The 13514-nt window shown below is 51.9% G+C and carries 5 protein-coding genes; all 5 read right to left on the reverse strand.

Features of this window, described 5'->3' with window-relative positions:
* Window positions 1-42: 42 nt before the first annotated feature.
* A complete protein-coding gene (locus ACYVH9_RS15430; RefSeq protein ID WP_460637258.1) occupies window positions 43-2427 on the reverse strand; it encodes an ABC transporter permease in 2385 nt (794 codons plus the stop codon).
* Between the two features lie 233 nt (window positions 2428-2660).
* Window positions 2661-5273 carry an ABC transporter permease gene (locus ACYVH9_RS15435; protein ID WP_460637259.1) on the reverse strand — a complete coding sequence of 871 codons (2613 nt, stop codon included), beginning with the start codon at window positions 5271-5273 and terminating at the stop codon, window positions 2661-2663.
* Between the two features lie 117 nt (window positions 5274-5390).
* The gene (locus ACYVH9_RS15440; protein WP_460637260.1) at window positions 5391-8042 is read right to left on the reverse strand and encodes an ABC transporter permease; all 2652 of its coding nucleotides are present in this window, start codon (window positions 8040-8042) and stop codon (window positions 5391-5393) included.
* Between the two features lie 110 nt (window positions 8043-8152).
* Entirely contained in the window at window positions 8153-10780 is a 2628-nt protein-coding gene (locus ACYVH9_RS15445; RefSeq protein ID WP_460637261.1) for an ABC transporter permease, read from the reverse strand.
* Between the two features lie 138 nt (window positions 10781-10918).
* Window positions 10919-13513: an ABC transporter permease gene (locus ACYVH9_RS15450; RefSeq protein ID WP_460637262.1), complete on the reverse strand. Its 2595-nt coding sequence runs from the start codon at window positions 13511-13513 to the stop codon at window positions 10919-10921.
* Window position 13514 lies beyond the last annotated feature (1 nt).

Genomic DNA, 13514 nt, shown 5'->3' on the forward strand with positions numbered 1-13514 from the left:
AAAAAAGATCCAGAACCGGGATTACACGGATTAAGACGGTTATCATTCACTCCGCAGCGACGTCACCGGGTTAGCAACGGCAGCTTTCAGGGATTGGTAAATAACCGTTATCCAGCAAATCAGTAACGTCAGTGCACAGGCCGCCAAAAAGACACCAATGCCGATGCTGATTTTGTAGGGAAAATGTTGCAGCCAGCGATCCATCGAATACCAGGCAATCGGAATCGCAATCGGGAACGAGAACAGGACCAGTTTCGTAAAATCTTTGGAAAGCAGCATGACTACGCTCGAAACCGATGCCCCCATTACTTTCCGAACGCCAATTTCCTTGAAGCGCTGCTCGGTGGTGAATGTCGCCAGGCCAAACAGACCCAGGCAGGCAATCAGAATCGTCAGGCCCGAAAACGCCGTAAAAACCCGACCTCGAAGCTCATCAGCGCGGTAGGCCGATTCAAAATCCTGATCCAGAAACCGGTACTCAAACAAGCGGTCGGGGTACGTTGCCTGCCATTGCTTCCCGATAAATTCCACGGTTTTTTCGGCATTTTTCGCGTCGATTTTAATGTGTACCACGGAATTATTCGGTCGGTACAGCATAATCATCGGCTCGATGGGGCTGTAGAGCGACTGCTGGTGAAAATCCTTCACCACGCCCACTACCTTCGCCGTGGGCGGAGCAGGCTGTCCGGCCTGGGGCAAACTGCCCAACACCACTTTTTTGCCCAATGGCTCCTTCCAGCCCATCCGCTTGACAGCCGCCTGGTTAATTAAAACGCCGTTCGAGGTATCAGCCGGAATATCAGCCGAAAAATCGCGTCCGCTGACCACCTTCATGCCCATCGTTTTCAGGTAATCATGGTCAATCCCCATCGGTTTGAAACCCATTTCTTTCAATCCTGCGTTGGATTCCACCGCAAAAATGATCCGTCCACCGATGTTGCTGGTGGGAGACGAAGCCGTGCCCACACTCCGAATAGTCGGGTTCGCCAGCAGGGCACTCCGCAGGGCATCGTAACGTGCTCTGGGCTGCCCTCCCTGATAATCAACCGTCAGGACCTGTTCCCGGTTGTAACCCAGATCCTTGCTGCGCATGTAATTGAGTTGCTGGTAAACAATCCAGGTACAGATGAGCATGATCAGCGAAATTGAGAACTGCGCCACCACCAGCGTTTTCCGGAAAAAACTTCCTCCTTTGGTATTGAACGAACCTTTCAAGACCGTTGCAGGCTCAAACGAAGAGAGGTAAAAAGCCGGATAACTGCCACTCACAAAACCGGTAAAAACCACAATGGACAGCGCAATGAGAAGAAATTGCGGCTGGAGTAATTCGCGGAACTGAATCGATTTTCCGGAAACCGTATTGAAAAACGGCAATAACAACGCCACAAAAACCAAGCTGGCGGTCAACGCTAAAACCGTCATCAGGACCGATTCGGTCAGGAATTGGCCCATCAAAGCGTTACGAAGCGACCCCATCGTTTTCCGCAAACCGACTTCCTTGGCGCGCTTGGCAGAACGGGCCGTGGCCAGATTCATGTAATTGATACTGGCAATCAGCAGCATAAAAAACGCAACGGCACTAAAAATGTATACGTAACTAATATCGCCCCCCGCTTCGCCGTCCATTTTAGAGTGTAGGTGAATGTCGGTCAATGGTTGCAGCTCGTACGTAATTTTGATGCCCATGCGCTGGAAAATCGACGCCATATGCTTGTCGTAGAGCTGCGGAAATTTGCTTTCCAGGATCTTCGTATCGAAATGCTCGGGCAGCAGCAGATAACTGACAATGTAAAAACCGCCCCAGCCGTTGGCCTGACGCGCATCCGTGCTGAGCGAGAACAGCGCATTGAAGGTGAAATGCGAATTTTTCGGAACATCTTCGATCACGCCGGTTACTTTGTAGAACGTCGTATCGCTGGTTTGCAGCGACTGACCGAGTGCCGGACGGTTCCCGAAGAATTTCTGGGCCGTTGTCTGCGTAAGAACAACACTACCCGGCTGATCGAGAGCGGTTTTGGGGTCTCCTTCTACGAATTTGTGCGTAAATACCTCGAAGACCGTCGAGTCGGCGGCATAGACGTCCGTTTCATAGAACCGCTTTTCACCCTGCCGGAACATCACCCGGCCGTTCGGAAAAAACCGGACGTAGTTTTCGACAAACGGATAATCCTGCTTCAAGGTTTTCACCAGCGGGGGCTGCGTGCTCACCCAGTGATTAATTTTATCCGGTTCCGTAATGTTCGAAACGATGCGGTAAATCCGGTTTCCTTTTTCGTGGTGCCGGTCAAAGCTCAGCTCATCGGTCACGTAGAGCAACAGCAGCAACCCGCAGGTGACGCCAATGGTCAGGCCCAGAATATTGATCAGGCTGTAGAACTTGTCCTTCAGGATATTCCGCCAGGCAATGGTCAAATAATTTTTCAACATAGAAAGTCTTCGAAATAGGTTAGGATTCCAACTCTCGTTCAACTTTCATGCCGCAGCACGCAATATATTGATTATCAATCCAATAGCTCCACAAAAGCATCTCTATTGTACGATTTCGGACAACACATTGTCCGCGGATGAACACCTACAGAAATGAAGAGTTAAGAGTTAAAAATAGGCTCCGCCAGGAATGAATGCGTCAGCCTACTTTTAACCGCCGGGCGGCCCGGTCCTTATTCCGAGCGCAGCGAGGTCACCGGGTTTATTAACGCGGCTTTGATGGATTGAAACGAAACCGTCAGGAAGGCAATCAGCAGCACCAGCACACCCGCCAGCGCAAACACCCACCACGGTAATCCAACCCGGAATTCAAAGTTTTGCTGCCATTCATTCATGGCATACCAGGCCACCGGCACGGCAATCAGCAGTGCCACCAGCACCGGTTTCAGGAAGTCTTTCGACAGCAGGATGACAATACTGCTCACCGACGCACCCAGCACCTTCCGAACGCCCACTTCCTTGGTGCGTTGCTCGGCCATAAAAGACGCCAATCCGAACAGGCCCAGACAGGCAATCAGAATGGCCAAAACCGTAGCGATTCCGATCAAATTCCCCGTGCGGTTTTCGGATTGGTAAGCCTGCGCCAGGGTTTCATCGAGAAACTGGTATTCAAACACCTGATCCGGATACGTGGCAGTCCAGGCGATTTCGATGTCGGTTAAAGCCGTTCGCAGTGATTCGGTCGTGGCCTGCTCCGGCCGTAATTTGATCCCGGCCTGGTAAAACCGTTTCGGAACCACCTGAATCAGCGTCGGATCAATTTTCTGGTGCAGCGAGTTGACGTGAAAGTTTTTAACCACCCCAACGATGGGCACCCACTCTTCGCTTTCGCCGTAATACACCCGCTGACCGATGGCGTCTTCAGGCCGACCTATGCCCATCCTATTGATAAACACTTCATTGGCAATCACTTTTGGTAACGTATCGCCTTCCCGAACGGCCTCACCCGCCAACAACTGAATACCGTACACATCCAGGTAATGCGCATCGCCCATCTTCAGCTGGGTCTTGATGTCGTTCACTTTGGTTCCTTTCCGGTATTGCATGAGCTGCATCCAGTTCGTTTCTGCCGACGCGCTGTTGAACGAAAAACTAACCTCCTTAATCTGGGTCGACTGCATCAGCTGATTCCGCAACACCTGCAATTTGTTGGAACTATTGTCCGGTAACCCCACCGTAATAACAGCCTCCTTGTTAAAGCCCAGGTCGGCATTCTGGAAAAACCGTAGTTGCTGCCGGATCAACAATGTACTGCTGATCAACACCAGCGAAACCGTAAACTGCACCACCACCAGCCCCTGCCGCAACGAAAGAGCCTGGCTGCTCTGCGGTATTTTATTGATTCGCAAAGCCCAGATTGGCTTCATCCCTGATAAGCGAAAAGCCGGGTAGAAGCCTGCCAGCACGGCTGTCAGCACAAACAGAGCGCCCAGAAATAACGCGGATTTAACGGACAACAGATCGACGGGCAACAACGGCACTTCCAGCGTTTCGGCCAACAGTGGCAGGCTCAGCCACACCAGCAACACCGATAAAAGCGTAGCGGCAAACGTAATGAGTCCGGCTTCGGTCAGAAACTGATAAACCAGCGCCCGGCGGTTGCTGCCCACGGCTTTCCGAATCCCGACTTCCTTGCCCCGCTTGAAGGCCTGCGCCGTGGTCAGGTTGATAAAATTGATGCACCCGATCAGCAGCACGAAGACGCCGATGAGCGACAGAATCGTGAGTAATTTGACGTTAGCCGTCCGTCCGCCCAGATTGCCCGAATAGTGAATTTCGGTCAGCGGGTTTAGCAAAAAAGCCTGCTCTCTGGCGTGCTCCGCATCACGGTATTTGGTCAAAAGAGCCGCTGATCGCTGCGTTACCTGCTCGGGTCTGGCGTTTTTGTCCAGCAAAACAAGAATCTGAAAATTATCCCCCCAACCGTTCCATTTGTTCAGATCAAAGTCGGGATTGGCGCTTTTGAGGGTCGGAAAAGACACCAGCATATTGAACGGGAAACTCGTCGTTTTCGGATAATCTTCCAGTACGCCCGCTACCTGTAAGTCCAGTTTGTTGTCGAGCCGAAGGGTTTGACCCAGCACGGCGGTCGTGCCAAAATACTTTTCGGCATAGGCACGGGTCAGCACAACGGTATTGGGTTGCGACAAAACCGTCCGGGGATCGCCCGCCAGCCATTGGTAATCCAGCAGCCGAAACAGTTCATTTCCGGCAAATACCAACGATTCTTTAAACCGTTTCCCGGACGACGGCATGGCGACAGTGCTACCTCCCACTTTGAACATCGGCACCACCAGCTCGACTTCGGGTACTTCGGTCCGGAGCGCGCTAACCATGCCCGTATACGTTCCCGGATAGCTGTGTCCTTCGCTCACGTTATGGTTCTCGACCCGGTAAATCCGGTCACCCCTGGTGTGCGATTGATCGTAGCCTGTTTCGTGGGCAATCACCAGAAAAATAACCAGCGAGCAACTCATGCCCAGCACCAGACCAACCAGGTTAATGGCCCCAAAAGCCACGTTTCGACTCAAATTGCGCCAGGCAATTTTGACATAATTTCGAAGCATAGAAGGATTTAGCAAAACGGGTGAAGAAAAAACTCTTGATTGGGCAAAGGGTCGAAGTAACTTCAACACACTCAAGCCATAGCGCCAGCGCGCCTTCCGCACACCGACGGTTTTGACCCAGTAATCGTACAATTCCAGCAGATCACCCTCCACTTCCTCCAGTGTATCAGGATGACCGAACGTCTTCAGAAGCCAAACAACCCAGCGCGGAGGAGACATTTGAGTGATCAGTTATGAGTTATGAATAATGAGCTATTCATAACAAGTGTGAAAGACGGTCGGGGTTCTGGGCAGAGCATTTCGCTTTTTAATTCATCAGTCTGAACTCATAACTCTTCACTCCGAGCGCAGCGAGGTCACCGGATTCATTAACGCGGCTTTGATGGCCTGGAAACTGACCGTCAGCAGCGTGATCAGTAACGCCCCCAAACCCGCAGCGCCAAACACCCACCCCGATAATTCGGTACGGTATTCGTATTTCTGTAGCCAGGATAGCAGAAAATACGATGCAGTCGGGACGGCAATCCCAAAGGCAATAATCACTAGTACCACAAACTCTTTCGACAACAGGCCCCACAGGCTGAGCACAGAAGCTCCCATTACTTTCCGTACACCAATCTCTTTGGTCCGCTGTTCGGCGACGAACGACGCCAGGCCAAACAGCCCCAGGCAGGAAATAAAAATGGCCAAAACCGCAAAGAACGACGCCAGTTTTCCGATGCGTTCCTCGGCCCGGAACTTGGCGTCGTATTCGGCATCGGCAAATTTGTATTCAAAAGGCGCAGCAGGAATCAGCCGTTTGAAAACCGCTTCGATTTTGGGCAAAGCATCGCTGGCACTCACCGCCGGATTGATTTTGATGTTGATCCAGTTGGGATCGCCAAACAAAAAGAAAACCGTGGGACGAATGGGTTCAAACGGCGACTCCATCACCATGTCTTTTACCACCCCAATCACCCGAAACTGCTTTTCGAGGTTGTTCGTCATCCACTGGCTTTTCCAACGGACGGTTTCGCCCACGGGATTTGCAAAGCCCATGAGCCGGGCGGCCGTTTCGTTGAGGATAAAACCGCTGGAATCAGAGGCAAATTCTGGCGAGAAATTACGGCCGGTCACAAACTTCCAACCTACGGTTTTCGCGTATTCGGGCGTCACGGTTAAGGTGGCAAAATTTTTGTTCAGTCCGGCGGGCATTCCTTTCCAGCTAAATCCTTCGTTGGATGACCAAACCCCCGTAACCGGACTTTGTGATTCGGCCAGCTCCATAACGACGCCGGTATTTTTCAATTCCTCCCGCAACACCTTCGCTTTCCCGGCAAAATCGCCGGTTTGCATGGGAATCATCAGCAACCCATCCCGGGAATACCCGACCGGACGGTTTTTCGCAAACTGAATCTGTTGATAAACGATAACCGTACCGATCATGAGCGTGATGGAAACCGTAAACTGCATCACCACCAGCACCTTGCGGGGCAGAGAGGCAAACCGGCCCACCGACAACCGCCCCAGCCCCGACCCTTTCAGAACCTTCACCGGCTGGAAGGAAGTCAGATACAAAGCCGGATAACTCCCTGCCAGCAGCCCCGTCAACCCTATAAAACCGAAGCTAAATAACCAGAAATAGCCATTGGTCCAGGGAATTTTCATCTGCTTGGCAGCCAGCTCATTAAATCCCGGCAGCGAAACCAGTACGAGGACCAGTGCCAGCAGAAACGCCAGGAACGTCACGAGCAACGACTCGCTGAAAAACTGACCGATCAGCTGCCCGCGCAACGAACCGATGGCTTTCCGGATGCCCACTTCTTTGGCCCGTTTTTCGGAACGCGCCGTGGTCAGGTTCATGAAATTGATGCAGGCCAGCAGCAATACCACAAAACCGATCAGGCCCACGGTCCGGATGTACGAGACCGGCCCCGTATTGACCGAACCATTTTTAAAACCGGAATACAAATGCCAGTCGCGCATGGGATGCAGCCACATCTGCGGGTTGGTAGCCGCTTCTTCCTGCATACCGTCCAGATGCCGGATGACCTTAATTTCGGAATCTTTGATGCTCGCCGTAACCTGGTCAAAATCCGTTTCCGGCTGGAGTTCGACAAAAATCCAGAGGGCGTGGTTATCCCATTTTTTTTCTTTCATGAATGGATTCGTCGCCAGAAAATACTCCCAGGAGGCCAGAAACTGGACATCCTGGAATTGGGTATTTTGCGGTAAATCTTCGTAAACACCGGTCACCTTCACCAGCAAATCGGTATCGATTTTCACCTGCTTCCCCATTGGGTTTTCTTCGCCAAAAAGCGCCCGGGCCGTCGAAGCTGCCAGTAAAATCGATTGCGGGTCCTGCAAACCGGCCCAGGAGCCCTGCAACATGTTCAGTGTAAACATTTCCGGCGCATCGGCCCCAATGTATTGCCCTCTTTTTGTCAGTTTGGTATCGCCAGCTGTCAGTACGCAATCCCGGTTTTGTGACGAGACAACAATATGCTTAAAATGCCTTTTGTAGTTCGTTTTTAATTCATTAACGTACGGATAAGGCAACGAATAGGAGGTGTGTATTTCGCCATTCCGTTGTTGATTCTGCACGATCTGCGCAATACGCGGGTAATGTTGATGGTAGGTATTGAACGACAATTCATCGTAAATCCAGAGTCCAACCAGCAGTGCCACCGCCATTCCGACGGCCAGTCCACCAATGTTGATAATCGAATAAACCTTGTGTCTGGCCAGATTACGGAGAGCGATTTTCAGATAATTGCGAATCATAGCAGGACTTAGAAAAAACGGGGTTGAATAGTCAGCTTGTTTTTGTCGGGCGAACGGTCGCAACAACCGCAACACACTCAGGCAATACCGCCAGCGGGCTTCACGCTCCCCCCCGGTTTTTACCCAGTAATCGTACAATTCCAGCAGATCACCCTCCACTTCCTCCAGTGTATCAGGATGACCAAAAGTCTTCAGGAGCCAAACAGCCCAGCGGGGAGGAGACATTGGAGTGATGAATTGTAAATGCTGCGTTTTAAAACAGATCAGGATGGCTGAGTGCATTTACTTTTGACCGCTCAGGCATCGGACGGCCAATGCCGCCCCGTTTTACTTCGTCACTCCGACCGCAATGATTTCACGGGGTTCATCAACGCGGCCTTGATGCTTTGAAAACTGACTGTCAGCAAAGTAACCATCAACACACCCGCGCCGGAAACGACAAAGACCCACCACGAAATGTCGGAACGGTATTCGTATTTTTGCAGCCAGTTGTTCATGAAATACCAGGCCGCCGGAGTAGCAATGCAGAAGGCAATCAGGGTTAGCACAACAAAATCTTTCGATAAGAGCCCCCATAGATTCAGCACACTGGCACCCAGTACTTTCCGGACGCCAATTTCCTTGGTCCGCTGCTCAGCCACAAACGACGCCAACCCGAACAGCCCCAGGCAACTGATGAAAATGGCCAATCCCGCAAAAAACGTCGCCAACTTTCCGATCCGCTCTTCGTGGGCAAATTTCTTTCCGAATTCCACGTCGGCAAACTGATACTCGAACGGGGCCGACGGGATGTATTTTTTGAAAGTGGCTTCAATGGTTGTCAGGCATTCGCGGGCACTTTTGTTCGGGTTTAGCTTGAGATTGATCCAGTTGACATTGTCGTAAGTCAATAAATACATCGACTGCTTGACCGGTTCGTAGGGCGACGACATCAGCATGTCTTTGATTACCCCCACCACTTTCAACTGCCGGCTGTTTTCATCGTCCCCCCAGCGGATGATGGTTCCAACCGGATTTTTGATGTTCATAAATTTGACCGCGGCTTCGTTCAGCACAACCGATGACGAATCCGACGAAAACTCCCGCGAGAAATCCCGCCCTTCCTTAAACTGCCAGCCGACGGTTTTTCCGTATTCGTGCGTCACCCAGATCGTCGCAAAGTCGGTATCCAGATTGGGATCTTTGCCCGGCCAGCGAAAACCGCCACTGTTGGACCAAACATCCGTAATAGGGCTGGAAGATTCGGACAATTCCTGGATGGCGCCCGCGTTTTTGAGCTCGGTCCGGAGTACATCAAATTTGCCGTAGAAATCCGGTGACTTCATCAGAATCATTACCAAACCGTCGCGGTTGTAGCCAATCGGCCGATCTTTGGAATACTGAATCTGGTTGTAAACAATGATGGTGCCGATGATCAGCGCCAGCGAAACCGTAAACTGTACCACCACCAGCACCTTGCGGGGCAAAGAAGCAAACCGCCCCGCCCGGAACGTACCTTTCAGCACCTTAACCGGCTGGAATGACGATAGATATAGCGCCGGATAACTACCCGCAACAAATCCCGTAAACAGCGTAAACCCAATTCCCAACAACCAGAACAACGGATTATCCCACAAAAGCGTCATTCGTTTGTCGGCCATCAGGTTAAACCAGGGCATCAGGAGCAACGCCAGCAGCAAGGCCATCACAAAAGCGCAGGCTACCACCAGGAACGATTCGCTGAAAAACTGGCTGACCAATTGGCTGCGAATTGAACCAATCGCTTTTCGAATCCCGACTTCTTTTGCCCGTTTCTCACTCCGGGCCGTCGATAAGTTCATGAAATTAATGCAGGCCAGCAGCAATACAAAGGCCCCGATAAAGCCAAACAACCAGATGTATTCAATCATACCGCCGGTCTGAACCCCATTGTCCCAATGAGACCGCAACCGCCAGTCTTGCATCGGATGCAGAAAAATTTCGGCCTTGTACTTTTTTTCTTCCGGGGCTACGTTGTTGAGTTTCGAATGCAGAATGCTTTTGTTGACCGACGCAAAATCCGTGTTATCAGCGATCTGGACGAAAAGCTGAAACGAGTTATTGTCCCACTGCCGGTTATCCCGCGCCCGTTGAATCCACTTCTCCGATGAAACGTACAAATCCCAGGGAGCAATAAAGGTTACATCCTTAAATCGGGCGTTGTGCGGCACATCTTCGTAAACGCCGGTAACCCGCACATCCATTTTATTGTCGATCTTCAGCAATTGGTTCAGCGGATCGCGCTCACCGAAAAGCGCCCGGGCAACGGTTTCAGAAAGCAGGATGGAATTGGGTTCTTTCAGCCCGTCTTGCGTGCCTTTGAGCATGTGGAGGGCGAGCATCCGGGGGGCATCCACGTCCATGAAACAACCGGCCTGGGAAATTTTCTTATCGCCCAGCGACAGAAAGTGGTCACCTTCCCAAGAAGCCATCACGACATACTTGAAGTTGTTGCTGTACCGATTTTGTAACTCTTTGCCCAGCGGAAATGGGATAGCCATTCCCGAATAGACTTTCCCGTTGCTGGTCTGGTGCTGCATCACCTGCGCAACCTGATCGTAGCTTTTGTGGTATTTGTTATACGAAAGCTCATCGTAAATCCATAAGCCAATGAGCATAGCCACCGCCATTCCGACGGCCAGCCCGGCAATGTTAATGGCCGAATAGCCTTTGTGCTTGACCAGGTTCCGCAGGGCAACTTTGAAATAATTCCGGATCATCATAAAACTGAGAGAAGAAGGTGTTGAATAGTATTGTGTTGTTCGTTTGGCAAAAGGTCGTACTAATTTCAGGGCACTCAGGCCATACCGCCAGCGGGCTTCACGCACACCGACGGTTTTTACCCAGTAATCGTACAATTCCAACAGATCACCCTGCACTTCTTCCAGCGTGTCGGGATGACCGAAAACGTCCAAAAGCCAGGTAGCCCAGCGGGGTGGTTTCATGGGGTGTGATGAATTAAGAAAGATGACGTGGCCGCCCGAGCGGTTAAGAATAGCAGAAGGGCAAGGCCGTCGGATTTCATTGTCATTTTACTAGTACGTTTTTTTATTCATCACTCTTACTTCATAACGCCAACCTTTTCATTCGGACCGCAGTGACTTCACCGGGTTGAGCAACGCAGCTTTGACGCTTTGAAAGCTGATCGTGAGTAAGGCAATGCCCATCGACAGCCCACCCGCCAGCGCAAACACCCACCACTCAATTCCGATTTTGTAGGCAAAATTCCGGAGCCATTCGTTCATGGCATACCACGCAATGGGCGATGCAATCAGAATGGCAATCAGCACCAGTTTCAGAAAATCCCGCGACAACAGAGCTACAATACTGCCCACCGAAGCCCCGAGCACTTTCCGCACGCCGATTTCTTTGGTACGCTGCTCGGCCATAAAAGCCGCCAGCCCAAACAGCCCCAGGCAGGCAATGAAAATGGCTAAAACCGTAAAAAGAGAAGCCAGTTTTCCCACAACGGTTTCACTTTTGTACAGTTTCTCATACCCCGCATCGACGAACGAATACGTAAATGGAAACTTCGGATTGAGCCGCTGGCAAAGCGTTTCCAGGCTGGCGAGTGCTTCGTGGGTTTGGCCGGGCTGGGTGCGCACCAGAATGTTGCCGTAATGATTATCTGCCAGCCGAATAATCAGCGGCCGGATGGATTCGTGGAGAGAATTGAAATGAAAATCTTCCACCAGCCCAATGATCTTACCCGGTTTATTCCAGAAAGTCAGGGGTTGTCCGACCGGATTCGGGTAGCCCATGCGCCGGGCCGCGGCTTCATTGATCAGGTAATTGGTAGAATCGGTACCGAAAGCGGGCGAAAAATCGCGCCCCTGCACCAGCCTCACTTTCAGGGCACTCACAAAATCATAGCCCACGGCAGTATTGTTGAACGAAATCACGGCGTTAGGATCTTTGCCCGTCCAGGACACGCTTTCTGTGGTATTGCCATTGTGCAACGGACTCGTCTGCATAGTCGAAACCGTCTGAATACCGGCCATCTGTCCCAATTCTCGTTTAAACAGCGCAAACTTCTGCGCAATCTCGCCTTCACTCGGAATCATGATGAGGTTTTCCCGCTCAAAGCCCAGGTTTTTGGTCTGGATATACTGAAGTTGCCGGTAAATAATCACCGTTCCGATGATCAGCAGCATCGACAAGACAAACTGAAATACCACCAGCCCGCGCCGGAACAATTGTGCCCCCGCCCCAAACCGCAACGTACCTTTCAAAACCCGCACCGGATTGAGCGCCGACAGAAACAGTGCCGGGTAACTTCCGGCCAGCCCGCCGGTTCCGATCAGAATTCCGGACAAGACCATCCAGAACATCGGCTCATCAAACGGCAGCGTCAACCGTTTATCCGTCAGCTGATTGAATGTGGGCAACAGCACCGCCACCAGGCCAACAGCCAGCGCGAGCGCGAGCGCCGTCAGCAGCAGGGCTTCCCCCATAAACTGCCCAACCAGCGCGGAACGTTCGGCACCCACGACTTTCCGGACGCCCACTTCGCGCGCCCGCTTGACCGAACGGGCCGTGGCCAGATTCATGAAGTTGATGCAGGCAATGAACAGCAGAAAAACCGCCACGACAATAAATAACCGCACGTATTCGATGCGTCCGCCATCGCGGTGTCCGTCTTTGAAGTTGCTGTATAAATACGCTTCGGTTTCGGGTTGCAAAAACAAATCGATCTTGAAACCAGGACCAAAGTCCTTGTTGCGCCCTTTCAGAAACGTTTTGAGTTTGGCCCCCACCCGGGCCGGATCAGCGTCGGGCCGGAGCATCAGGCGGGTGCTGGGGCCGGCATTTTCCCACGCCCGGAGCCAGGGCTCCCGGTTCAGAAAATTCTCCCAATTCAGCAGGTAATCATACTGGTCCAGCGAATGGATGGGCAAATCTTCAAAAACCGTGGTTACCTGATAATCCCTCGAATTGTCAAACCGAACGGATTTACCCAGCGCCATTTGCGGGTTTCCAAAGTATAGTTCCGCCAGTTTTCGGGAAATGGCAATCTGGTTGGGGGCCGAAAGTGCCCCATCGGGGGTTCCGGCCAACAGCGGAATATTGTATAGCTTGAACCAGTCGGCCCCCGCGAAACGCCCCTCCTGCCGGGCAGTTTTCTCACCCACCGTCATCACGTGCCGTTCTCCCCACGAAAAACCAGCGGCATAAACGACTTCCGGAATCTCCCGTTTTAACTCTTCAGCCAGTATGCCGGGGGTGTCTTCGTCCGTGGCAATGCGGCCATCGGTCATTTCGTGTTCCATTACCCGGTAAAGCTGCGCACTGTTGGCGTACTGGCGGCCCATGCTCAGCTCATCCTGAATCCACAGCAAAATCAATAAGCTGGAAGCCATGCCGAGCGCCAGGCCCACGATATTAATTACCGAGAACGTCTGGTTGCGGATCAGGTTCCGCCAGGTTATTGTCCAGTAATTTCGTAGCATATCCGAGTGTTGAAAAAGTAGCAATGGATCGTTTTCTGAGCGGTTGCGCCGGGCGAGCGGTCGCATTAGTTTCAGGGCATTGAGGCAATACCGCTGGCGGGCACGCCGTTCGCCGACGGTTTTTACCCAGTAAGCATATAATTCCTGCAAATCCCCCCCAACTTCTTCGCGGGTAGCAGGATGACCGAACGTCTCCAGAAGCCAGGTTGCCCAACGAGGTGGTTGCATG

This window comes from Larkinella harenae, assembly GCF_054780515.1.

What these genes read in the sequence shown, in the direction of transcription:
- ACYVH9_RS15430 (WP_460637258.1), bottom strand. Translation starts at nt 2,427, where the DNA reads ATGTTGAAAAATTATTTGACCATTGCCTGGCGGAATATCCTGAAGGAC.
- ACYVH9_RS15435 (WP_460637259.1), bottom strand. Translation starts at nt 5,273, where the DNA reads ATGTCTCCTCCGCGCTGGGTTGTTTGGCTTCTGAAGACGTTCGGTCAT.
- ACYVH9_RS15440 (WP_460637260.1), bottom strand. Translation starts at nt 8,042, where the DNA reads ATGTCTCCTCCCCGCTGGGCTGTTTGGCTCCTGAAGACTTTTGGTCAT.
- ACYVH9_RS15445 (WP_460637261.1), bottom strand. Translation starts at nt 10,780, where the DNA reads ATGAAACCACCCCGCTGGGCTACCTGGCTTTTGGACGTTTTCGGTCAT.
- ACYVH9_RS15450 (WP_460637262.1), bottom strand. Translation starts at nt 13,513, where the DNA reads ATGCAACCACCTCGTTGGGCAACCTGGCTTCTGGAGACGTTCGGTCAT.